Origin of the sequence: Streptomyces sp. NPDC048349, assembly GCF_040651925.1 — a bacterium.
Classification (GTDB): Bacteria; Actinomycetota; Actinomycetes; order Streptomycetales; family Streptomycetaceae; genus Streptomyces.
The window spans coordinates 22,351-45,569 of record NZ_JBEZLA010000063.1 but is presented as its reverse complement, the minus strand read 5'-3'; the positions used below and the strand labels follow the sequence as shown (position 1 = coordinate 45,569).

At 74.3% G+C, this 23,219-nt stretch carries 17 protein-coding genes; 8 read left to right on the top strand and 9 right to left on the bottom strand.

From position 1 onward, the window contains the following. The first annotated feature begins 486 nt into the window (after nt 1-486). Together AB0D44_RS28085 and ptsP are read left to right on the top strand one after the other, a co-directional pair. Nucleotides 487-936 (top strand): PTS glucose transporter subunit IIA, encoded by a 450-nt coding sequence (locus AB0D44_RS28085; protein ID WP_362595940.1) that lies wholly within the window; start codon nt 487-489, stop codon nt 934-936. Nucleotides 937-1,011: 75 nt separating this feature from the next. Next, complete coding sequence (ptsP, locus tag AB0D44_RS28080) at nt 1,012-2,682, top strand: phosphoenolpyruvate--protein phosphotransferase (RefSeq protein WP_362595938.1); 1,671 nt, start codon at nt 1,012-1,014, stop codon at nt 2,680-2,682. Nucleotides 2,683-2,792: 110 nt separating this feature from the next. Here ptsP and AB0D44_RS28075 read toward each other — a convergent pair whose 3' ends face one another. After that, entirely contained in the window at nt 2,793-3,593 is an 801-nt protein-coding gene (locus AB0D44_RS28075; RefSeq protein ID WP_362595944.1) for a hypothetical protein, read from the bottom strand. A 269-nt stretch (nt 3,594-3,862) separates the two neighbouring features. Next, on the bottom strand, nt 3,863-5,839 hold the full coding sequence (locus AB0D44_RS28070; protein WP_362595936.1) for an acetoacetate--CoA ligase: 1,977 nt from the start codon (nt 5,837-5,839) through the stop codon (nt 3,863-3,865). A 302-nt stretch (nt 5,840-6,141) separates the two neighbouring features. Here AB0D44_RS28070 and AB0D44_RS28065 point away from each other — a divergent pair, with 302 nt between their 5' ends. Beyond that, on the top strand, nt 6,142-8,574 hold the full coding sequence (locus AB0D44_RS28065; RefSeq protein WP_362595934.1) for a glycoside hydrolase family 31 protein: 2,433 nt from the start codon (nt 6,142-6,144) through the stop codon (nt 8,572-8,574). A gap of 211 nt (nt 8,575-8,785) precedes the next feature. Here the strand turns inward: AB0D44_RS28065 and AB0D44_RS28060 are convergent, their stop codons facing one another. Next, the gene (locus AB0D44_RS28060; protein ID WP_362595932.1) at nt 8,786-9,295 is read right to left on the bottom strand and encodes an NUDIX domain-containing protein; all 510 of its coding nucleotides are present in this window, start codon (nt 9,293-9,295) and stop codon (nt 8,786-8,788) included. A 29-nt stretch (nt 9,296-9,324) separates the two neighbouring features. Here AB0D44_RS28060 and AB0D44_RS28055 point away from each other — a divergent pair, with 29 nt between their 5' ends. From AB0D44_RS28055 to AB0D44_RS28040, 4 genes are all read left to right on the top strand, one after another. Then, nucleotides 9,325-10,029, top strand: a complete 705-nt coding sequence (locus tag AB0D44_RS28055; RefSeq protein ID WP_362595930.1) for a M15 family metallopeptidase — start codon at nt 9,325-9,327, stop codon at nt 10,027-10,029. Between the two features lie 5 nt (nt 10,030-10,034). Next, nucleotides 10,035-10,382, top strand: coding sequence for a DUF962 domain-containing protein (locus AB0D44_RS28050; RefSeq protein WP_362595942.1), 348 nt, complete (start codon nt 10,035-10,037; stop codon nt 10,380-10,382). A 62-nt stretch (nt 10,383-10,444) separates the two neighbouring features. After that, nucleotides 10,445-10,909 (top strand): zinc ribbon domain-containing protein, encoded by a 465-nt coding sequence (locus tag AB0D44_RS28045; RefSeq protein ID WP_362595928.1) that lies wholly within the window; start codon nt 10,445-10,447, stop codon nt 10,907-10,909. After that, complete coding sequence (locus tag AB0D44_RS28040; RefSeq protein WP_362595926.1) at nt 10,906-12,096, top strand: lipid-transfer protein; 1,191 nt, start codon at nt 10,906-10,908, stop codon at nt 12,094-12,096. Before AB0D44_RS28045 ends, AB0D44_RS28040 begins: the two co-directional genes overlap by 4 nt. A gap of 156 nt (nt 12,097-12,252) precedes the next feature. On the opposite strand, the gene AB0D44_RS28035 is transcribed toward AB0D44_RS28040, so the two are convergent. From AB0D44_RS28035 to AB0D44_RS28020, 4 genes are read right to left on the bottom strand one after another with little or no spacing between them, the layout of a single operon-like run. Next, complete coding sequence (locus tag AB0D44_RS28035) at nt 12,253-12,846, bottom strand: ATP/GTP-binding protein (protein WP_362595924.1); 594 nt, start codon at nt 12,844-12,846, stop codon at nt 12,253-12,255. A 13-nt stretch (nt 12,847-12,859) separates the two neighbouring features. Next, nucleotides 12,860-13,300, bottom strand: a complete 441-nt coding sequence (locus tag AB0D44_RS28030) for a DUF742 domain-containing protein (RefSeq protein ID WP_362595922.1) — start codon at nt 13,298-13,300, stop codon at nt 12,860-12,862. Between the two features lie 10 nt (nt 13,301-13,310). Further along, nucleotides 13,311-13,748 carry a roadblock/LC7 domain-containing protein gene (locus AB0D44_RS28025; RefSeq protein ID WP_069919225.1) on the bottom strand — a complete coding sequence of 146 codons (438 nt, stop codon included), beginning with the start codon at nt 13,746-13,748 and terminating at the stop codon, nt 13,311-13,313. Next, the gene (locus AB0D44_RS28020) at nt 13,745-16,510 is read right to left on the bottom strand and encodes a nitrate- and nitrite sensing domain-containing protein (protein ID WP_362595920.1); all 2,766 of its coding nucleotides are present in this window, start codon (nt 16,508-16,510) and stop codon (nt 13,745-13,747) included. Before AB0D44_RS28020 ends, AB0D44_RS28025 begins: the two co-directional genes overlap by 4 nt. 414 nt (nt 16,511-16,924) lie before the next feature. Between AB0D44_RS28020 and AB0D44_RS28015 the strand changes: the two genes are divergently transcribed. Further along, a complete protein-coding gene (locus AB0D44_RS28015) occupies nt 16,925-17,404 on the top strand; it encodes a hypothetical protein (RefSeq protein WP_362595918.1) in 480 nt (159 codons plus the stop codon). 115 nt (nt 17,405-17,519) lie between these two features. On the opposite strand, the gene AB0D44_RS28010 is transcribed toward AB0D44_RS28015, so the two are convergent. Together AB0D44_RS28010 and AB0D44_RS28005 are read right to left on the bottom strand one after the other, a co-directional pair. After that, entirely contained in the window at nt 17,520-22,175 is a 4,656-nt protein-coding gene (locus tag AB0D44_RS28010; RefSeq protein ID WP_362595917.1) for a hypothetical protein, read from the bottom strand. A gap of 63 nt (nt 22,176-22,238) precedes the next feature. Beyond that, complete coding sequence (locus AB0D44_RS28005; protein WP_362595915.1) at nt 22,239-23,144, bottom strand: hypothetical protein; 906 nt, start codon at nt 23,142-23,144, stop codon at nt 22,239-22,241. Nucleotides 23,145-23,219: the final 75 nt, after the last annotated feature.

Sequence of the window (23,219 nt, the reverse complement as noted above, 5' to 3'; positions counted from 1 at the left end):
CTCCGGGCTTTCGTTCTGTGTTCTTGCGTTTCCGACTCTATCAGACTCTTTCGGGCCCGATTTCCTCGGCGCTTTCCAGGTTCTGCGCTTTCGCGTTTTTCCCTTTCAGCGGTTCCGACCCTAGCAGCGTTTTTCTGTCCCTCTGACCACTCGCCGTTTTGCCTGGAGGCATGCGGGTAGCAATCGAGTTGAAGATCGACACTGTTGGGGAGGAGTCCCGTCCATCCGGCGTTCGCGAAAAATTCACACACGGCGCCGTGGCGGGAGTCACGACAGTACAGGCCGTGGGGTGCCCAAGCAAATCGATTCAGGCGTATGGTCTAGTCCACCGGTCTAGTCCACTAGTCTCCGTGCGGAAGGACCAGTCCGGATCGGGCCCTACATCGGGCGAACCCGAACATCTAGTGACTTATCCTTCTGAAGAGTACGCCGTTCGCGACAGGCAGTGACGGCGCCACTGAGAAGCTCCACCCCTGGGAGGCCCCCATGACCAGCGTGACGTCCCCACTTGCCGGGCGCGCCATCGGACTCGCGGCAGTGCCCGATCCGGTGTTCTCCGGCGCGATGGTGGGACCGGGCACCGCTATTGATCCCGTGCGCGAGCCCTCGGAGGCGGTGTCCCCCGTCGACGGTGTGGTCGTCTCCCTGCACCCGCACGCGTACGTCGTAGTCGACGGCGAAGGCCACGGTGTGCTCACGCACCTGGGGATCGACACCGTCCAACTCAACGGCGAGGGCTTCGAGCTGCTCGTCAACAAGGGCGACACCGTGACCCGCGGCCAGGCCGTCATCCGCTGGAACCCGCAGGCCGTCGAGGACGCCGGCAAATCGCCGATCTGCCCCATCGTGGCGCTCGAGGCCTCCGCGGAGTCCCTCTCCGACGTCGTCGAGTCCGGGGACGTGAAGGCCGAAGAGGTCCTCTTCAGCTGGAAGTGACCTTGTCCGCCTTCACGGGCGAGTCGGACATCCACCGCGGCGGCTGGGCCCGCCGCTCAATCGGAGACGGGTGAAATGGAGACAACGCTGCGAGGCGTCGGCGTGAGCCACGGTGTGGCGATCGGCGAGGTGCGGCACATGGGTACGGCGGTCCTCGAGCCGCCGGCCAAGCAGATCACCGCGGCTGAGGCGGAGCGCGAACAGGGGCGCGCACGCAAGGCCGTGGAAGCCGTGTCGGCCGACCTGATCGCGCGCGGCCAGCTGGCCGGCGGCGAGGCCCAGCACGTGCTCGAGGCCCAGGCGATGATCGCGACGGACCCCGAGCTGATGGCGGACGTCGACCGGCGGATCGCCGTCGGCAGCACGGCCGAGCGCGGTATCTACGACGCGTTCGCCTCCTACCGTGACCTGCTCGCGGGGGCCGGCGAGTACATGGCCGGCCGGGTCGCCGACCTGGACGACGTGCGGAACCGCATCGTGGCGCGCCTGCTGGGGGTGCCGATGCCGGGCGTGCCGGACAGTGACGAGCCGTACGTGCTGATCGCGCGGGACCTCGCTCCCGCCGACACGGCGCTGCTCGACCCGGCGCTGGTCCTCGGTTTCGTCACCGAGGAAGGCGGTCCGACCAGTCACAGCGCGATCCTCGCGCGGGCGCTGGGCGTGCCGGCGATCGTGGCGCTGCCGGGTGCCGGGGAGATCGCCGAGGGTACGGTCATCGCCGTCGACGGCAGCACCGGCGACCTGTTCGTCGAGCCGAGCGACGAGAAGCGGGCCGAGCTGGAGGCCGCGGCCGCCGAGCGCAGGGCTGCGCTGGCTGCCTCGTCCGGTCCGGGTGCGACCTCCGACGGTCACAAGGTGCCGCTGCTGGCGAACGTCGGCGGTCCGGCGGACGTGCCGGCTGCCGTGGAGGCCGGGGCCGAGGGTGTGGGTCTGTTCCGCACCGAGTTCCTGTTCCTGGACGACAGCAAGAAGGCTCCGTCCGAGGAGAAGCAGATCGAGTCCTACCGCAAGGTGCTCGAAGCCTTCCCCGAGGGCCGGGTCGTCGTACGGGTGCTCGATGCCGGTGCCGACAAGCCGCTGGACTTCCTGACCCCGGCCGACGAGCCGAACCCGGCGCTGGGCGTCCGCGGCCTGCGCTCGCTGCTGGACCACCCGGACGTGCTGCGTACGCAGCTCACCGCGCTGGCCAAGGCGGCCGAGGGGCTGCCCGTCTACCTCGAGGTCATGGCCCCGATGGTGGCGGACCGGACCGATGCCAAGGCGTTCGCGGACGCGTGCCGCGAGGCCGGGCTCCGGGCGAAGTTCGGGGCGATGGTGGAGATCCCCTCCGCCGCGCTGCGGGCCCGCTCGATCCTCCAGGAGGTCGAGTTCCTGTCGCTGGGTACCAACGACCTGGCGCAGTACGCCTTCGCCGCCGACCGCCAGGTCGGTGCGGTGTCGCGGCTCCAGGACCCGTGGCAGCCGGCGCTGCTCGACCTGATCGCCATGTCGGCGGAGTCCGCGAAGGCCGAGGGCAAGAGCTGTGGCGTCTGTGGCGAGGCTGCCTCGGACCCGCTGCTCGCCTGCGTGCTCACGGGTCTGGGTGTCACCTCTCTCTCGATGGGTGCTGCGTCCATCCCCTATGTACGGGCGACGCTCGCCAAGTACACCCTCGCGCAGTGCGAGCGTGCCGCAGCGGCGGCGCGGGCGTGCGACAGTGCCGAGGAGGCCCGCGTGGCCGCCCAGGCGGTGCTGTCCGGCGAGTAGCCGGTGTGTTCGATCGAGGGGCCTTCGCCGGTGCGAGGGCCCCTCGGCCGTTTCCGGCGGGTCTGCCGGTGTGTGCAGTGGCCGGACCGTGGGCCCGCATGTGCGGGTGCTCAGCGGTGCGGGCCCGGGCCGTCCACCTCGTAGCCGGGGCAGTACTCGACGCCCGGTTCGGGGGCGACCGGCTCCCCGGTGTCGACGTCCGTGCAGTAGGCGTTGAACACGGCCGCGGCCGTGAGGACGGTGAGGCGTCCCCGGTCCAGCCGCCAGCCGTGGACCCGGTCCCGTTCGTTGTCGCTGGTGGTCCGCAGGACCAGTCCCCCGGCTCCGCCCAGGGCGAGTCCGGCGGCGAGGACGGTCACGAAGTCCAGGCCGGCGCGGCCGTCGATCCGGGGCGCCGCCTCGGGGTCGGTGCCGGTCTCGGCGTGGAGGACGGCGACGAGCTGTTCCGCCCTGGTCGGGACGCTGCAGACGAGGTGGTGCCGGCCGGGGCCGGCCCCCTCCATCAGCCGTCGCAGTGCGGCCGCCGCGCGCTCGAAGGAGGCGTGGCCGATGTCCTCGCCGCAGTCCGCGCAGGTGCCGGCTTCGGCGAGGAGCATGGTCGCGTACTCCCAGGTGGCCTGTCGGACGGCCTCGTCCACGAGGAGGGGGACGAGTTCGTCGATGGGCTGGCCCGCGTAGGGCAGGCCGGCGCCGCTGCCCGCCAGTTCCGCGGTGAAGCGGGTGCGGGCCTCGGCGGTGTCCGGGTCGAGGCCGCTCTCCGCGCAGAACTCGGCGTACGCCTCGGGGTCGAAGAGGGCGACCGTGGTGTGGAGGCCCTGGGCCGCGAGGGACCGGAGCAGTCCGTCCACGTGGCGGAGGTAGTCGGTGTAGTGGTCGTGGTGGTCGAAGGTGAAGCTGCTGTAGTCGCGCATGGCCGCGAAGTCCCCCGCGTCGGCCAGGAGGCCGACGGTGCTGGGGACCTCGCGGCGCAGCCTGTGGAGCCGGTCGTTGCCGGCGCTCCGCGGGGCTGTCGTGCCGGTCGTGGTTCCGGCGGTCCGGCGGCTCTTCGGACCGGTCGTCGGAGTGGTCGTCGGACCGGTCGTCGGAGTGGTGTTCTTGCTGTCGTCCTGCGGTGGCATGGCTCCCCCTGGGTGTGCAATCGAATGCTCACTCAGAGTAATCAGCGCCACTGACAGTGGTTTCAGCCGCGGGTGCGGGCGAGCTCCTCGTAGAAGGGGAGGAGGTCGAGGTTGTCGACGGAGCCGGGGTTGACCGCCTTGGCCAGGGGCGTGCCCTGGAGGAGGCGCTTGACCGGAACCTCGATGCGCTTGCCGGTGAGGGTGTGGGGGATGCCCGGGACCTCGATGATCTCGTCGGGGACGTGGCGCGGGGAGAGTTCCTCGCGGATCGTCGCCTTGATGCGGGCGCGGAGGTCCTCGTCGAGCGTGGCGCCGGGGGCGAGGTGGACGAAGAGCGGCATCCAGTAGCCGCCGTTCGGCTCCTCCAGGCCGATGACCAGAGATTCCTTGATCTCGGGGAGGCGCTCGACGGCCTCGTAGATGTCCGCGGAGCCCATCCGGACTCCTTGGCGGTTCAGGGTGGAGTCGGAGCGGCCGTGGATCACCACCGAGCCGTGGTCGGTGATCGTGATCCAGTCCCCGTGGCGCCAGACGCCGGGGAACATCTCGAAGTAGCTCTCGCGGTAGCGGTCGCCGTCGGGGTCGTTCCAGAAGCGCACCGGCATGGACGGCATGGGGTTGGTGACGACGAGTTCCCCCACCTCGCCGATGACGGGCTTGCCGGACGGGTCCCAGGCCTGGAGGTCCGTGCCGAGGCAGGCGGCCTGGAGCTCGCCGATGTGGACGGGGAGGGTGGGGACGGCGCCCGCGAAGCAGCTGCAGACGTCGGTGCCGCCGCTGACGGAGGCGATCCAGAGGTCCTCGGCCACCTCGTCGTGGAGCCAGCGGAAGCCGTCGGGCGGGAGCGGGGAGCCGGTGGTCGCCACGCACTTCACGGTGGAGAGGTCGAAGTCGCGGGAGGGGTGCACCTCGGCCTTGCGGCAGGCCATGACGTACGCGGCGGAGGTGCCGTAGAGCGTGGCCCCGGTCCGCTCGGCGATCCGCCACTGGGCGCCCGTGTCGGGATAGCCGGGGCTGCCGTCGTACAGGACGACGGTCGTGCCGGTGAGCAGGCCGGAGACGAGGAAGTTCCACATCATCCAGCCGGTGGAGGTGTACCAGAAGAACCGGTCCTCGGGGCCGAGGTCGCAGTGCAGGCCGAGCTGCTTGAGGTGCTCGAGGAGGATGCCGCCCTGGGACTGGACGATGGCCTTGGGCAGGCCGGTCGTACCGGAGGAGTAGAGGACCCACAGCGGGTGGTCGAAGGGGACCGCCTCGAAGACCGGCTCGGTGTCGGAGGAGGTCAGCTCCGACCAGGCGAGGGTGCCCTCGGGGGCCGGCGTGCCGAGGAGCGGGATGTGGACGACGGCGCGCAGCGAGGGGAGCTCGGCGCGGAGCTCGGCGACGGTGTCGCGGCGGTCGTGCTCCTTGCCGCCGTAGCGGTAGCCGTCCACGGTGAACAGGACGACCGGCTCGACCTGCTGGAAGCGGTCGAGGACGCTGCGGGCGCCGAAGTCGGGGGCGCAGGAGGTCCAGACGCCGCCGACGGCTGCGGTGGCGAGGAGGGCGACGACGGCCTCGGGGATGTTGGGCAGGTAGCCGCTGACCCGGTCGCCGGGGCGTACGCCGAGGGCCCGCAGCTCGGCGGCGAGGGAGCCGACCTGGCGGCGCAGAGCGGCCCAGGTGACGGGCGTGGGTTCGTGGGTCTCGTCGACGTACAGCAGGGCGGGGTCGTCGGCGCGGGCCGGGTCCTCGGCGGCGCGCAGGGCGTGCTCGGCGTAGTTGAGCGTGGCTCCGGCGAACCAGCGCGCGCCGGGCATGGAGCGGTCGGCGAGGACGGACCCGTACGCGGTGGTGAAGCGGACGTCGAACCATTCGGCGACGGCCTGCCAGAACGTGTCGAGCTCGTCGACGGACCAGCTGTGGAGGGCGGGGTAGCCGCCGTCGGACGGCGCTCCGAAGCGCTCTGCTGCCCAGGCCTGGAAGGCGGTGATCCGGGCCGCGGCGATCCGGTCGGGGCCGGGGGCCCAGAGGGGTTCCGGCTGCGTGGCTGAGGTCATGGGTCGGCTCCCGGTCAAGTCTGCGGCTCGCGCTTCGTGTGCGTACGGTGCCATCGCGCGGGGGGTGGGTGCGCGGCGGCTCACAGGGACCATGCCATGTGATCGACATCCGCACCAGAGCCGTCATCACCGCTCACGGGGTGGGCGGCATGTGGGCGGCCACCAGTCTTCGGCGGTCGCGCGGGGCGGGGCGGTGGCGGCTCGGGGGTGGTGCTGGGGGGCCGGGCGCGGGCGGTCGCCTGTGGGTGAACGGCAGTTGAACGCCGCACCTTGGCCCGGGGGGCGGTGGCAGGGTGCTCTCCATGAACGGTCGTGATCTGGTGCGTGCGGTCAAGGACATCGGTACGGAGCGGGGACGGCGCGCCTGGCTCTCTGCGTGGCGCCACCGGCGGGCGGACGCGGTGGGGCTCCCGCGCCGGGGTGCGGAGCGGGCGCGGGTGCCGGGGCTGCTGACCGGTACGGAGCCGCGGCCGGGCGGGGGCGTGCTGCGGTTCGCCCGTTCCGAGCTGCTGGTGCGGGTCACCGTGGGCGGGGCCGTGTTCTGGGGGTGGGACGGGGCCGGGCCGACGCCCTCGTACGCGGTGGTGGGCGAGGGACCGGATGCGGATCCGCGGGCCGTGCTCGAGCCGGACACCGGGGGTGGCTGGCGGGTGGTGTCGGAGCGGGTGACGGTGGCGGTGTCCCGGCACGGGGCGGTGGAGGTGCGCACGCCGGGCGGGACGGTGCTGCGACGGGAGCTGCCGCCGCGTTGGTGGGAGCCGGTGGCCGCCGGCGCGGGGGCCGAGCGGGCCGCGGGGGACGCCACGGGCGGGGGGACCGTGGGGGACGGCTCGGCGGACGGGGCCGCGAGGGTCGCGGCGGCCGACGGGGCACGGTGGTTCCAGCGGAGCGAAGTGGCGGCGGACGCGCGGTTCTTCGGGCTGGGCGGGCGGGCCGCGGGTCCGAGGCTGCGGGACGGGGTGTACCGGTTGTGGAACACGGACCCGAAGGGCGGGTTCGGGCCGGGTGACGATCCGCTGTACCTGACCATGCCGGTGCAGCTGGTGGTGGCGGACGCGGGGACGCACCTGGTGTTCCACGACAACTCCTGGGACGGCCGGGTGGTGCTGCGGGAGGGCGAGGAGGGCGCGGGGTCGGGGGTGGACCGCCCCGGGGTGTGCGAACTGCGCATGGAGGGCGGGCCGCTGAGGTGCTGGGTGCTGGTCGGGCCGCCGTCGCGGGTGTTGCAGGGCTGGTCGGGGCTGACGGGTGCGGCCGCGGTCCCGCCGGAGTGGGCGCTGGGGTACCAGCACGCGCGCTGGGGGTTCGGGAGCTCGGACGAGGTGCGCCGGGTGGTCGGGGGCTATGCGGAACGCGGGTTCGCGCTGTCGGCCGTGCACCTGGACATCGACCACTACGACGGGCACCGGGTGTTCACCGTGGACTGCGGGCGGTTCCCGGATCTGCCGGAGCTGGCGCGGGAGTTGGGGGAGCGGGGGGTCCGGCTGGTCTCGATCGTCGATCCGGCGGTGAAGGCGGGCGACCCGGTGCACGCGGCGGGGCGCGCGGTGGGGCCGGCGGGGGCGTTCGTACGGGACGCGCAGGGCGTGGAGGTGCGCGGCGAGGTGTGGCCGGGCGAGTGCGCGTACCCGGACTTCACGGATCCGGCGGTGCGCGAGTGGTGGGGCGGGCTGTACGAGGAGCGGCTCGCGCAGGGCTTCGCGGGTTTTTGGCACGACATGAACGAGCCGGTGTCGTTCAGGCCGTTCGGCGACATGACGCTGCCGCGATCCGCTCGGCACTCGATGGACGGCGCGGGCGGGGACCACCGGGCCGGGCACAACGTGTACGCGCTGGGGATGGCGCGGGCGGGCTGGGAGGGGCTGGTGCGGCTGCGGCCGGCCGAGCGGCCGTTCCTGTTCTCCCGGTCGGGGTGGGCGGGGATGCAGCGGTACGGCGGCACGTGGTCGGGTGACGTGGAGAGCAGCTGGGAGGGGCTGCGGGCCTCGCTGGCGCTCGTGCTGGGGCTCGGTCTGTGCGGGGTGCCGTACTCGGGGCCGGACGTCGGCGGCTTCGGCGGGTCGCCCTCCCCCGAGCTGTATCTGCGGTGGCTCCAGCTGGGGGCGTACCTTCCGCTGTTCCGGACGCATTCGGCGATCTGGGCGGGGCGGCGCGAGCCGTGGGAGTTCGGGGCCGAGGTGGAGGAGCACGCACGGGCGGTGATCGCGGAGCGGGAGCGGCTGCGGCCGTACTTCGTGACGCTGGCCCACCTGGCGCGGCGGACCGGGGCCCCCTATGTACGGCCGGTGTGGTGGGGTACGCCGGAGGAGCGGCGGCTGCGGGACTGCGAGGACGCGTTCCTGCTGGGTGACGCGCTGCTGGTCGCCCCGGTGCTGGAGTGCGGGGCGGACCGGCGGGCGGTGCGGCTGCCGCGGGGGCGGTGGTACGACACCGCGACGGGAGCGGCCTACGAGGGCCCGGCCCAGATCCTGCTGGACGCGCCGCGGGGGCGGATCCCGGTGCTGGCGCGGGCGGGCGCGGTGCTCCCCGTGGGGGGCGGGGCGGGTGGTGTGGGGCTTGAGGTGTGGGCGCCGGCGCGGGGGCGTACGGGCGGTGGTGTGGTGATCCGGGACCCGGGCCCGGGGTTCGAGGCGGGCGAGGTCAAGCGGTACACCTCGCGGTGGGCCGGGGACGAGGTGGTGGTGGCGGACGAGGCGGGGGCCGCGGTGGAGGGGGTCGTGGTGCGGGGGGTGTAGTGCTCTGACCGGGGCCGCAGGGCTTCGGCGCTGCACTGGCGGCGGCGCGGGCTTCGCGGTGGAGTGTGCGGGCGGGGGGCGGCAGGGGGCGCGAGGCGGTGGGCTGCGCCTTCGGTCGGGGCCATGCCCCGCGCGTGAGCGGCCGGGGCCGCGTCATTCGGGAGCAGATCCGCAGCCCGCGCCCGCGCGTCGGGCGTTGGCGGGGCCGGTATCAGGTGTAGCGGCCCGCGAACCAGGCGTCGGCTGCCCGGGTGTGGAGGGGGAAGGCCAGTTCCGTCGGGGTGCGCAGGATGTGCCAGCCCGTGGTCTCGTCCGTCGGGGCCGAGGCGGGGAGGGTGTCGGCCGGGCGGAGCGGGAGGAGGCCGAAGAGCAGCAGGTGGCCGGCCGGGGAGCTCAGTGCGTCGGCCAGGGCGACCTCCGGGGCGGGGGCGGTGATGCCGGTCTCCTCGCGGAGTTCGCGGACGACGGCGTCGCGCCAGTCCTCGCCGAAGTCGATGAAGCCGCCGGGCAGGGCGATGCCGCCGAGGGCCGGTTCGATGGTCCGGGTGATGACCACGAGGCCGGTGCCGTCCGCGTCCTCGACCGGGAGCAGGGCGACGGCCACCGGGAGCGGGTTGCGGTAGGCGACTGCCCCGCACGCCGCGCAGGTCCGGGGCCACGATCGGGTGGAGTAGGGCGCTCCGCAGGTGGAACAGTGCGCGTCCCTCAGCTGTGCCGGCATGCCGCGATGGTATGCCAAGCGATATGCGGATGACGGCAGTTGTGGCTGTTGCGGGCGTTGCGGGCCTTCTCGCGCTGCCGGCCGGCGGGGGCGCGCCCGCCGGTTTCGCGGCGCTGCGCGAGGTGGATCCGAGCATCCGCCAGGACATGCGGTACGCGAGCGGGCGGAACTTCACCGGCCGGGTGGTGGACGGGTACGAGGAGCCCGTCTGCCTGCTCGCCCGGCCCGCCGCCGAGGCGTTGCGCCGGGCGCAGCGGGGGCTGTTGCGGCGCGGGTACTCGCTGAAGGTGTACGACTGCTACCGGCCCCAGCGCGCCGTGGACCGCTTCGTCCGCTGGGCGCAGGACCTGGACGACCAGTCGACCAAGGCGGAGTTCTATCCGGCCGTGGACAAGAGCCGGCTGATCCCGGACGGCTACATCGCCGAGAAGTCCGGGCACAGCCGCGGGAGCACGGTCGACGTGACGCTGGTGCGGCTGCCCGGCGTGGAGGGCCGGGAGCGCGGAGAGGTCGACATGGGGACGCCGTTCGACTTCTTCGATCCCCTTTCGCACACCGACGACCCGCGGGTCACGGGCGCCGCCCGCGCCAACCGGCAGTTCCTGAAGCAGGTCCTGGGTGAGCAGGGTTTCGTGAACCTGCCCGAGGAGTGGTGGCACTTCACCTACCGGCCCGAGGCCTTTCCCGATTCCTTCTTCGACTTCCCGGTGGCTGTCGCCTCCGTCCGGCCGTGAGTACCGTGCCCGGCATGACTTTCCGTTCGTACGAGGAGTTCTGGCCGTACTACGTCGCCATGCATTCCCGCGCCGCCACCCGCTGGGTCCATCTCGCCGGGACCCTCACCGGTCTCGCCGTGACCGCCTACGGGGTGGCGCGCGGCCGCAAGCGCTACCTCGCCGCGCTGCCGCTCGTCGGGTACGGCACCGCGTGGCCGGCGCACTTCTTCCTCGAGGGGAACAACCCGGCCACCTTCGGCCATCCGGCGTGGTCGCTGCGCGGGGACGCGCAGATGATCCGGATGATGCTGGCCGGGCGGGACGCGGAACTGGCCGGGATCGCCGGGAAGTGGCTCGCCGAGAACCGGTGACCCGGCCCGCCCACCCGTGACACACTCCTGACGACGCGTCAGGTTTCTGCATGGGAGGGGTCTTGGCACTCACACGTACACCCGTGGTGAGCGGGTGGTTCACCGAATCCGCGGCGGACGGCGGCGGTTTCCGGCTGCTCGGCACCCGGTGCTCGGCGTGCACCGCGGTGTTCTTCCCGCGCGAGGACGCGTACTGCCGCAATCCCGGGTGCCCGGGCGGCGGGGAGCTGGTCGAGGTCCGGCTGTCCCCGCGCGGCCGGGTCTGGTCCTACACCGACGGGCGCTACCGGCCGCCCGCGCCGTACGTGTCCGACCCGGCCGCGCCCTGGGAGCCGTACACGCTGGTCGCGGTCGAGCTGGAGGCCGAGGGGATGGTGGTGCTGGGGCAGGCGGTGCCCGGCGTGGGCGTCGCCGATCTGGCGGTCGGCATGGAGGTCGAGGTGGTGGGCGGTGTGCTGAACGAGGATGCGGACACCGCGACGGCCTGGACCACCTGGCAGTTCAAGCCGGTGGGAGGGGACGCGTGAGCGCCGACATCGCCGTGCTCGGGGCCGGGATGCACCCCTGGGGCAAGTGGGGCCGCAGCTTCGTCGAGTACGGGCGGGCCGCGGCCCGGGCCGCGCTGGCGGACGCCGGGCTGGACTGGACGGACGTGGGGTCGATCGTCGGCGCCGACACCGTGCGCTCCGGCTACCCCGGTTACGTGGCCGGTGCGACCTTCGCCCGGGCCCTCGGCTGGCAGGGGGCCCGGGTGACCAGCGTGTACGCGGCGTGCGCCTCCGGTGCCCAGGCGATCGGGACGGCCCGGGCGCAGATCCTGGCCGGCCTGGCCGACGTGGTGCTCGTGGTGGGCGCGGACGCAGCGCCCAAGGGTTTCTTCGCCCCGGCGGGCGGCGAGCGGCCCGACGATCCGGACTGGCTGCGCTTCCGCCTGCTGGGCGCCACGAACCCGGCGTACTTCGCCCTGTATGCACGGCGCCGGATGGCCGTCTACGGGGACACCCCGGAGGACTTCGCCCAGGTCAAGGTGAAGAACGCAGCGGCCGGCACGCTCAATCCGAACGCCCGCTACCGCACGGCCGTCTCCGCCGAGGAGGTGGCGGCCTCGGCCGTGGTCGCCGATCCGCTGCGGCTGCTCGACATCTGCGCCACCTCCGACGGGGGCGCGGCGCTGGTGCTCACCAGCATGGACTTCGCCCGCTCGCGGGGGATCGCCGACCCGGTGCGGATCCGGGCCGTCTCGACGGTGACCCCCACCTATCCACGGACGGTGCTGGACCTTCCGGACATCGCCACCGATTCGGCAGCGGCCGTGCGGCCCGCGGACGGCTCCTTCCGTGCCTCGATCGCGCGCGCCGCGTACGAGGAGGCGGGGCTCGGCCCGGACGACCTCTCGCTCGCCGAGGTGTACGACCTGTCCACCGCCCTGGAGCTGGAGTGGTACGAGGACATCGGCCTGTGCGGGGAGGGCGAGGGCGCCAAGCTCGTACGGGAGGGGGCGACGGCCCTCGGGGGGCGGGTTCCCGTCAACCCCAGTGGCGGGCTGGCCTCCTTCGGGGAGGCGGTGCCCGCCCAGGCCATCGCCCAGGTGTGCGAGCTGACCTGGCAGCTGCGCGGCACGGCCGGGGAGCGGCAGGTGCCGGGGGCACGGGCCGGGATCACCGCGAACCAGGGGCTGTTCGGCCACGGGTCGGCCGTGGTGGCGGTGCGCTGAGCGGGCGCGACCGGCCGGTGTTGTCGGAACGCTTGACGGCCCCGGGCGGCGGGTTCACACTCGCTCCACGGTCCCGTGCGGCGCCCGGGACCCCGGATCCCCCCATGAGAGCTGCGGCCCGTACCCCAGTCGGCGGGGGTACGGGCCGCCTCTGCGTCAGGTCCCCGTCGTCAGGCTCCGGCGCCGCTCCCGGGCCACCGACATCGCGTGCTCCACGACCCCGACGAGCACGTCCTTGACGGACTCCCGGTCCCGTGCGTCGCACAGCAGCACCGGTACCCCGGGATCGAGGTCGAGTGCTTCCCGTACGGTCACCACGGGGTGCCGGTCCGCGCCGTCGAAGCAGTTGACCGCGACGACGAAGGGGAGCTCCCGGCGCTCGAAGTAGTCGATGGCGGCGAAGCAGTCGGCGAGGCGGCGGGTGTCGGCGAGGACGACCGCGCCGAGCGAGCCCTGGGCCAGTTCGTCCCACAGGAACCAGAACCGGTCCTGTCCGGGGGTGCCGAACAGGTACAGGACCAGGTCCTCGCGCAGCGTGATGCGCCCGAAGTCCATGGCCACGGTCGTGGTGCTCTTCCCCTCCACTCCCCCGGTGTCGTCGATGCCGACGCCCGGCTCCGAGAGCAGTTCCTCGGTCCGCAGGGGCCTGATCTCGCTCACCGCACTGACCAGGGTGGTCTTGCCCACCCCGAAGCCGCCCGCGACCAGGATCTTCAGGGTCAGCGGCTCGACCGGTGACACGGCATGCATGGCACCGGTGCGGCTAGAGCGCCCGAAGGCCATCGATCACCTCACGCAGAATGGATTCATCGGGCAGTTCGGCCGGCGGTACCGGCCGGGTTACGTGGACCAGTTGGTCGTCGGCCAGGTCGCCGATCAGGACGCGCACGACGCCGACCGCGAGGTCGAGTTCCGCCGCGAGCTCGGCGACCGACTGCGGCCGCTCGCGGCACATCCCGAGGATGTGGGCGTGCTCCGGCGACAGGGTCATGTCCCAGACCGGGTCGTCGGCGGCCGGTTCGGCGACGACGAGCGCGATCAGGTCCAGCCGGTGCTGGCCCGCGTGGCTGGTCCGGCCGCGGGTCATCGCGTACGGGCGTACCACCGGACCCGCGTCGTCGTCGAACCAGTGCGCGTGGTCGGGCGGCGGGGCGTGGTCCCCGGCCGGGGTGGGGGCGGGGTGGTCCTGGCCTGGATCGCTCATGCCGTACGACTCACCCTCCGGCTGGCAGCCCGGTGCGCGGGGCGGTGGCGAGGTGGTCGCCCACCCGCTTGACCATCAGGGTCATCTCGTACGCGACCTGCCCGACGTCGGACTCGGAGTCGGCGAGCACGGCCAGGCAGCTGCCGTCACCGGCGGCCATCACGAAGAGGAAGGCCTCGTCGAGCTCGACGACGGTCTGGCGGACCCGGCCGGAGTCGAAGTGCCGGCCGACTCCCTTGGCCAGGCTGTGGAAGCCGGAGGCGACCGCTGCCAGGTGCTCGCTGTCCTCGCGGGTCAGGTCCTTGGAGCTGCCCGTGGGCAGGCCGTCGCCCGAGAGGACCACCGCCTTGCGGATGGAGCCGACCTTGTCGACGAGCTCGTCGAGGAGCCAGTTGAGCGGGCCGGAGCCGCGGCCCCTGGTGTCGTTGCCGGTCTGCGGTGCGGTCATCGACCGTCCCCTTCGTTCTCGTGCGCGGGACCGGTGGCGGCGGGGGTGCCTGCCCCGGTCACGGACTGCTCCTGTGCGTGCTGGTTGCGGCCCGCCGTCCAGCCGCGCTGGAGTGCGGACATGCGCGTGCGCACCTCCTCCGCGTCGCGGTCCCGCAGGGGGGCGGTGGCGGTGTCGTCGGGGGCCGCGGCCGGGGCGTTCTTGAGCTGGGGGGCCAGGCTGGCCTGGCGGACCCGGCGGGGCAGCCCGGCGCCGGCCGGCGCGTCCCCGGAAACGGCGGCGGGGGCGGTACCGGCAGCGGGGGCGGGCGCGGGTGCGGCAGCGGGTGTGGGCTTCGGGACCGCGGACACCGGGCGGGCGTCCACGCGACGGCCGTGCTCGGCGACCAGGGTCGGGGCGGGACGGCGGCGCGGCAGCGGGACGGCTCCCGAGGAGCGGGGGCCGTCGGGACGGGGGGTCTCCACCCGCTGGGCGTCGAGCCGGACCGGGCCGGTGGGCCGGTCGCGGTCCCGGTGGCGCCCGTGGTGCGGCTTGTCCGCCGGGCGCAGGCCGAGCAGGGCGCTGCGGGGGGTGCCGCTCGGCGGGGTCTCGTCGTCCAGCGTGGCCATGACGGGACGGGCGCCGACACCGTCCGGGGCAGCCGGGTCCTCGTCGAGGGCGTCCACCGCGTCGAGGCCGAGGACGCCGATCGGGGCTTCCAGCTCGACCGGGCCGCGCAGTTCGGCGACCGGCAGCGGGCGGCCGGACCGGGCCGGGGCCGCCCGTTCGACGGCGGCGGGCGCGGGCCGCGCGGAGGGGATCGCGCCGGTCCGCCCGGCGGCCTTGGCCGCGGGGCCGTCGTCCAGCCGGATGCCCGTGCCGTTGGTCTCGGGGGCATCGGTGAGCAGGGCCGACGGGATGAAGACCACCGCGGTGGTGCCTCCGTACGGGCTGGGCTGGAGGACGACCTTGACGCTGTGGCGCTGCGCGAGGCGGCTGACGACGAACAGGCCGAGGCGGTCGGTGTCGGAGAGTTCGAACTCGGGGGTCTCGGCGAGGCGCAGGTTCGCGTCGAGCAGCGCCTCCGGGTTCATGCCGAGGCCGCGGTCGTGGATCTCCAGGGTGAAGCCGTTGGCGACGCGCTCGCCGTGCACCTGGACCGCGGTGTGCGGCGGCGAGAACACGGTGGCGTTCTCCAGGAGTTCGGCGACGAGGTGGGTGATGTCGGCGACGGCGGGGCCCGCGATGCCCAGGCGCGGCAGCCGCCGCACCTCGATGCGCTCGTAGTCCTCGACCTCGGCGACCGCGGCCCGTACGACGTCCATCAGCTGGACGGGCTTGCGCCACTGGCGGGAGGGGGCGGCGCCGGAGAGGATCACCAGGCCTTCGGCGTGGCGGCGCATGCGGGTGGTCATGTGGTCGAGGCGGAAGAGGTCGGCGAGCTCCTCGGTGTCCTCGGTCCGGCGCTCCATGGTGTCGAGGAGGGTCAACTGGCGGTGCAGCAGCACCTGGTTGCGGCGGGCGAGGTTGACGAAGACCTCGGAGACGCCGCGGCGCAGTTCCGCCTGCTTCACGGCGGCCTCGACGGCGGCGCGCTGGAGGGTGTTGAGCGCCAGGCCGACCTGGCCGACCTCGTCCTTCTCGTACTCCAGTCGGGGCGCCTCGGTCTCCACGTCGACGTGCTCGCCCGCGGCGAGGCGGCGCATGACGCTCGGCAGGCGGACGCCGGAGACCTCGTGGGCCTCCTTGCGCAGCCGGGACAGGTCGCGGACGAGGTCGCGGCCTATGCGGACGGAGAGGATCAGGGAGACGACGAGGGCGATGAATCCGAGGACGCCCGCGACGGCGGCCTGGATCAGCACCTCCATGGCGACGGGCTCGACGCGCTGTTGGTAGCGGTCCCCGGCGTCGGTGCCCATGACGGCGAGCTCGTCGAGGACCTTGCCGGCTGCCTCGTCCCACTGGGCGGCGGTGACGCGCGGGTTCTTTCCCGCACCGCCGCCCAGGAAACGTTCCTCCGCGTCGCGCAGCATCTTGCTGTCCGGGCCGCCCCAGTACTGCTCGAAGCGCCGGCGCTCGGCGTCGGGGAGGATCGCGAGGTTGAACTCGTACAGCAGCGTGCGGTTGGCGGCGAAGTCGGAGACGTGCCGGAGGTCGGCGGCGCTGACGTTGCGGGCGGCGAGGGCGGAGGCGATGACTGCGTCCTCGCGGGAGAGCGTCTCGCGGGCGCGGGTGATGCCGACGAGGGCGCGGCCCTGCTTGTCCATCTCCACGTCCTCCAGCGCGTGGAGGTTCATGAGGAAGTCGTAGCAGGGGTCGACGAGCCGGCTGTAGAGGTCCAGTGCCTGGCTGGGGTCGAGGGTGTTCTGGTCGACCGAGCGGCGCAGGGCGCTGATGCCGTGGAAGGCGGCGAGGATCGAGCGCAGGCGCTGGGCGTTGTCGGGGCTCAGCTCCTCGATGACCTCGGGGTCGCGGGCGTTGGCGCTGATCTGCTCGACGGCTTCGTCGGTGGCGGCGCGGCGCTTGGCGAGTTCGGTGGTGGCCGCGGAGGCGCGGGGGTCGCCGACCACGACGAGGGTCTGGCGGCGTTCCTTCTGGATCACGCGGACGACGTCCTCGATGGGGTAGCCCACCTTGTCGATGACGTAGGCGACGTCGAGGAGCTGGACGGCCTGGCGACCGGTGATGACCGTGGCGAAGGACCAGAGCGCGGTCAGGGAGACGAGCGGCACGAGGAGCAACGCGACGATCTTCCGGCGGATGGACTTCCCGCGAAAGCGCATGGCCTCCCCAGCCTCCCCCGGCTCGTCCCCGATGTCGGGGGGTCGGTGTTCCGTCGGTGTTCCGTCGTTTAAACCGGCGTGAGCCTACTACTGCAACGCAGCGGCTTCGAAGGCGTGTCCGGACGTTTTCGGCCGGACCTCTCGACGAAGATCACGAGTTGTCCGATAATTCCGGTCAAGTGCGGCCCGATATGTGGCACATGACACTTGGTGGGGCGTCAGTTCCCGCACCTGGATGGATGGCTGGAATTATTTGTTCCGCGATCATCGGGGCGAGGGGGCGGCTGCGCGGTCCGGGAATTGCGCTGCGGGAATCTCTGGGCGGCGCCGTACGTCTTCTGTTCAGGGGAGCGCGTCGGGGTAGACGTGTGGGGTAGGCAGTGCGGGGACCGCGCGGTGGGGAGTGAGCGGACCATGAGCAGGTACGAGGACGGCGGGGCTGCGGCCCTCGGGTCGCAACGCGGTGCGCAGGACGGCCGGGGCGCGGGCGACGCGGACCGGCGCGGGCTGTGGGTGGAGGAGCCGGCCCGGCGGCGCCGTATGCCCGATCCGGTGCGGGCGTCCGCGGTGCGGGCGGTGCTGATCGTGGCCCTGACCCTCATCCAGGCGACGGTGAGCTTCTTCCTCACGCTCACCGGGTCCTGGCTGGCCTTCCCGATGGCGCTGGGCGCGGTCGCGGGGATCGTCGTGGCCACGTGGGGCGTGCTGGACGTGTGGATCACCCGGCAGATGTGGAACCAGCGGTACGGGGTCGTGTCGGAGCCGAGCAGCACGGCGCGGCGCCTCCGCCGCGAGGAGCGCCGGGCCGCCAGGGCCGCCCGGGGGGAGCGGAAGGCGGCCCCGGTGCGAATACCGCGCGAGGACGGGCCCCTCGCGGCCTTCGGCAGGCGCTGAGGGGGCCGCGTCCCGCCGACCCGTCGATGGGGGGCCGCGTCCCGTCGGGGCCGGCGGGGCCGGCGGGGCCGGCGGGGCCGGCGGCCAGGATCCGTCGGTCCGCGGGCCCGTCGGTTCAGCTCCGGCGGAACATGCGGGTCGCCGTGATCTCGCCGTGGATCGTCTCCTGCTCCGGAGACTGCTGCGGCAGGCCCGGGCGCAGGTGTTCCTCGACGCTGATGTACTTCAGCCCGGCCCGCAGGTCCGCGTCGTTGCGCAGCCGGATGACCAGCGGGAACTCGGCGAGCGCCGTGGTGTCGAACAGGCCCGTCGTGTAGAGCAGCTGGACGCCGAGCGCATCGGACACCGCCCGCTGGAGCTCCAGCAGGTACGTGGCGTTCGCGCGGCCGATCGGGTTGTCGAGGAACAGCGTGCCCGCGTGGCGGTGCTTGTCACGGCCGCGGTCATTGCTGCGCAGCGCCGCCATCGTGCAGTACAGGGCGATCGCGGCGGTCAGCAGCTGCCCGCCGGAGAACACGTCGCCCATCTGTCCGACCGGAACGCGCTCGGCGCGCAGTACCGCGTCCGGCTTGAGGATCTCCACGGAGATGCCCTTGGGTTCCAGCGCGGCCTGGACGCCCCGCAGCAGCAGGGACATGCCGTCGCGGCGGCCCTCTCCGAAGGAGGCGGTGCTGTTCTTCTTCACCGCCGCCCGCGTGGCCTCGTCGATGACCTCGCCGAGCCGCTCGGTGAGCGTGGCCTGGTCCGGCTCCTCGAAACGGATCCGCAGGAACTCCTGTCCCGACCACTCCCCCAGGCCCTCCGGCAGCTGGGAGAGGCGCTGCGCCGAGCGGAGCGTGGCCAGGGCCGACTCCACGAGGCCGCGCAGCCGGTCCACGATGCTGTCGCGGTTGCGCTCCAGCTGGGCCAGCTCGTCGGTGAGGACCCGCAGGCGCGGGGCGAAGGCCGCTGCCCAGGCCGCCGCGTGCTCGGGCAGGGCGGAGGCGGGCAGTTCCCGGATCTGCTGGCGCGCGGGGGTGCGTACCTGCTCGTACCGGGTGGCGTTGGCGTGCCGTACGAGGATGTCGCTCGCCTCGCGGACGGCGGACTCGGCGGCCGAGAGGTCAGCCGCGCAGGCGCGCAGCGCGCGACGGGCCTCGGTGGCCGACTGGCGGGCCTCCTCCAGGGTGCCCGCGTGGGGCGCGGGCTCCTGCTCGTCCTCGGCGTGGGTGTGGTCGCGCAGGAGGTCGCGCAGCAGGGCGGCGGTCTCGTCGAAGCCGCCGGCGCCGTCCTCGGCGGCCCGGTGGGCGCGCAGCAGGTCCGCGTGGGCGGCCCGGGCGCTCTCCACCGCGGCGCTGTGGGCGGCGAGCTGGGCGGTGGCCGTCCGCAGCAGGGCCTGCGCGTGGTCCACGTCCCCGGGGACCAGCTCCTCGGGCAGGTCGGTGTGGGCCCCGCCCTCGGCGGGGGCGTGGCGTTCGGCCTCGCCGCGCAGCCGGCCGAGCTGCTCGCTCGCGGTGGAGGCGCGGGTCTCCAGCATCTGGACAAGGGACTCGGCGCGGGCGGCGGCGGCCTGGCGCGAGGGGCCGTCGGCGCCGTCGGGGCTCTCCAGGAGCTGGGCGGCGCGGGTACGGACCTTGTTGGTGAGGCGGTCCAGTTCGGCGAGGGCGGCACTCTCGTCGCTCTCGGCACGGGCCTGTTCGGCGCGCAGGTCGGCGCCGACACCGACCTTCTCGTACAGCTGGGAAGCGGCACGGTAGGCCTCGCGGAGGTCGGGCAGCGGCGCCTTGGGCGCCCCGTCGTCCTCGGGGAGCGGGTCGGGGGCGCCGGCGATGTCGGCGCGTTCGGCCCGCAGGGCCCGGGCGGTGCGGCGGGCGTCGTCGGCGGCGCGCTGGGCGGCTCGCCGGTCCTCGTCGGCGGCCCGGGCCCGCTCCAGGCAGACCTCGGCGCGGGCCTCGGATTCGGCGGCGTCGTCGGCGAGTTCACGGAGCCGGGCCTGCCAGCCGGCGCGTTCGCGCAGGCGGAAGGCGAGGCCGGCGAGGGCGTCGGCGACGCGGCGGGCCCGCTGGGCGGTGTCCTGGCGCTCGTCGCGCACCCGGACGGCGTCGGCGGCGGCCTCGTCGGCCTCGGCGCGCACGGTACGGGCCTCCGCGAGCTCGGCGTCGGCCTCTTCTGCGAAGGCACGGGCGGCCTCGGCCTGCCGGGCGAGCTCGGCGAGGCGGCCGGGCGGGCAGCCGGTGCGCCAGGAGGCGAGACGGGCGGCGAGTTCGCGGTCCCCGGCGAGGCGGGCGGCCAGCTCGCGGATCTCGGTGTCGCGGGCGGTGGCGCGGGCGCGCAGGGCGCGGCGCTCCTCGTCGGCGGCGTGCTCGTCGTGCATGGCCGGGTTGGGCGAGACGATGAAGATGCCGGAGACGGCCGTGTCCTCGCCGGGGGCCGGCGGCGGTACGGGGGCCAGCAGGGCGGCGGCCGTGCCCACGGCGACGGTGGAGCGGGGCAGCAGGGCGGCGCCGGAGAGGACCTCGCGGGCCCGGCTGTGGGTGTCGGAGTCGGTGATGACGACGCCGTCGACGAGTTCGGGACGGGCCGCGAGGACGGCGGCGTGGTCGGCGGGGTCGACGGACTGGGCGAGGTAGCGCCAGCCGGGGAGAGCCGGGATGCCGTGCTCGCCGAGGTACTCGACGGTGGCGAGGACGTCGGGGCCGGGCGGCAGCAGGCCGCCGTCGCCGAGCGCGCCGAGGATGCGGGCGTCGTCGGCGGCGGCGGTGCGCAGCTCGAACAACTGCCGTTCGGCCGCGGCGACCGACTCGGTCAGCAGGTGGTGGAGGTCCTCGGCGTTCCGGTCGAGATCCTCGGCGGTGAGCCGTCCCGCGGTGGCGGGTTCGTCCTGGACTGTGGGTCCGGCGCCGCCGGGGGCCGCGCCCCGCGGGTGCGGAAGGGCCGCGTCCGGGGTGGACGGGAGGCCCAGGAGGGCGGCCAGGCGCGGGGAGGCGGCGAGGGAGGCGGCGGCGCGGCGTTCCGCGTCGTGGGCGGCTTCGGCCGCGTCGGCGGCGTCCGCGGCGCGGGCCGCGGTGAGTTCGGCGCGGGATTCCGCCGCGGCGCCCTCGCGGGCGGCTTCGGTGGCGGCGCGGGCGGCCTCGCGGGACTCGTCCCAGGCGGCCACGGCGGTCTTCTCGGCGTCGGCGGCGGCCAGGGCGGCCCTGGCCGGGTCGGCGTCGGGCGCGGAGTCGTCGAGCCAGCCGGCGCGGACGGCCTCGGCGGTCTCCTGCTGGACCTCGCCCAGGCGCGAGCGGAGGTGTTCCGCCTCGCTGCGGGCGCGCTGCGCGGCCGTGGCGGCGGCGGTGGCGTCGCGGTGCGCGGCCTCGCCGGCGGCCTGGAGGGCCGCGGACCGCTCTTCCTCCTCGTTGGCCGCCCGCTCGCCGTGCTCGGCGGCGGTGTGCAGGGCCCGTACGAGGTCGGCGGCGGCGGTGGCGCGGGCGGCCAGCGCGGGGGCCGCGTCGCGCTCGGCCTCCAGGATCGCGGCGGCGACCCGGGCGGAGCGGTCCGCGGCGGCGCGGTGGCGCAGCACGGTCTCGGCGGCCTGCCACGCGGAGTGCAGGGTGCGCGCTTCGAGGAGTTCGCGGCGCTGGGCGGCGGCGGCCTTGTCGGCGACGGTGAGGGCCAGCGAGGCGTGCCGGTAGGCGAGTTCGGCGGCGATGGCCGCGCTGCGGGTGCGGGCGGATTCGGCGGCGGTGACCTCGTGGGCGGCGCCGGTGACGCGCTGGGCGAGGTCCGCGGCGCGGCCGCGCTCCTCGGTGGCGCGGGCGGACAGCCGTCGGGCGAGGGTGCGGGTGCGGCGTTCGGCTCCCGCGTGGACGTCGCGCAGCCGGGAGCGGGTCCCGGCGGCCTCGACGATGCGTCCCAGGAGGTCCACCGAGCCCGCGGTGAAGTCCCGTTCGGCCATGAGTTCGGCGCGGCGGCCGAGCTTGTTGCCGAAGCCGTGGACGAGGTCGGCGAGGCCGTCCGTGTCGCGGGTGTCGGTGACGGCGCGCAGCAGCAGGTCGGTGAAGTCGGAGTCCTTCTTCACCGCGAACAGGCCGGCGGCCTCGCCCTCGTCGGCGTTCATCTCGCGCTGGTAGCGGAAGAGTTCGGGGTCGAGGCCGAGCTCGGTGAGGTGCTCGTTCCACCGGTCGTGGATCTCCTCGAAGAAGACCTCGAGGTGCGGGTAGGCCTTGCCGGCGTCGGTGAGGGCGTCCCGGAAGCCCTTCATCGTGCGGCGGCGGCCCTGGGCGCCGGAGGCGCCTTCGACGGGCGGGCGCACGGCGGTGGACTCGGCGACGGGCAGGCTGTCGAGGCTCAGGCCCGGGCCGGGGCGGAAGGAGTACCAGGCCTCGGCGAACTTGCGCGGGTCGTTGGACACCTGGCGGCCGCGCCATTCGCTGACCTTGCCGACGACCACGCACTCGCCGGTCTGGGTGTGCTGCCACTCCAGGGCGACGTGGCCGCAGTCGTCGGCGAGCAGGAACTTGCGCAGCACGCCGGAGCTGGCCCCGCCGAGGGTGTTGCGGTGGCCGGGGAGCATCACCGAGAAGATCAGCTTGAGGAGGACGGACTTGCCGCCGCCGTTCTCCAGGAAGAGCACGCCGGCGGGCGCGGGGCGGCGCGGCGGGCCGGTGGGCTCGTCCTCGAAGAACTCCGCCTGTGCGGGTGCCGGGTGGGGCACCGGCTCGCCGACTCCGCGCAGGTCGAGCACGGTGTCGGCGTAGCGCGCGCCGGCGGGCCCGATGGAGTAGAGGCGGATCCGGGACAGCTCGTACATGGCGGCGGACTCTCGTTGCTTCTCGGTGTTCTCGGGGTGTTCTCGGTACGCAGGGCGGCCGGCTCAGGCGTGGAAGGGCAGGCCGGCGTCGGCCGCGAGCTCCAGGTCGTCGCCCTCGGGCGGCGGCAGGAGGGTGGCGGAGCCGTCGCTGACGGGGACCACGCCCAGTTCCAGGAGTTCGGCCATGGCCGCGCTGCCCGCCATGTCGCGGACCTGGAGCTGGTAGCGGGGGGTGGTGCGGTAGGTGCCGCCGGCGTCGTCCCCGGTGCGCTGCAGGAAGCCGGACTCGGTGAGGAAGGCCGCGGCCTTGCCGACGATGCCGGTGGTGGATCCGGCGAGACGTCGGGCGTCCTTGGTGGCGCCGGTCGCGCTGCGGCGGGCGTAGACGCGCCAGGCGGCCTCCAGGCCGGGCGCGTCGGAGGCGGGGTCGGTGTTCTCGCCGAGCTCCTCGGCGCGCTCCTCGAGGCGGCGGCAGGTCTGCCGGACGAAGGCGTCGACCCCGTTGACGGTGACGCGGCCGATGTAGCCGTCGTCGGCGAGGTCCTCGGGGCGGGGGAAGGCGAGGGCGGCGACGGCGAGGTGGGCGAGCCCGTGCAGGAAGCGGTCCGCGGAGTCGGCGGCGGTGCGGCGGGCGTAGTCGCCCATGCGGACGGCGAAGACGGAGTCCTCCCCGGCGGCCACGGCCATGCCGGCCCGCGGGGACACCTCCAGGACGACCAGGCCGAGGCCGGTGGCGACGGCGTCGGCGAGCCGGCCGAAGGCGGGGTCCTCGCGGTAGCGGCGCAGCAGTTCGGCGTACTCGGCGTCGCGGGCGGGGAGCAGCTTGGGCTGCAGCCCGAACGCGACGAGCCGGGCCGCGTCGGCGGCGTCCGCCGGGGTGAGGGCGCCGGCGCCCGGCCCGGGCGCGACGGGAGCCGAGGGCGCGTCGGGCTCGCTCCACGCGGGGTACTCGGCGTGGTGGTCGCTCACGGGTTCGTCTCCTCGGCGGTACGGATGGTGATGGATGCGGCTGCGCGGCCCGGCAGGGTGGGGGGCGGGGTGGGG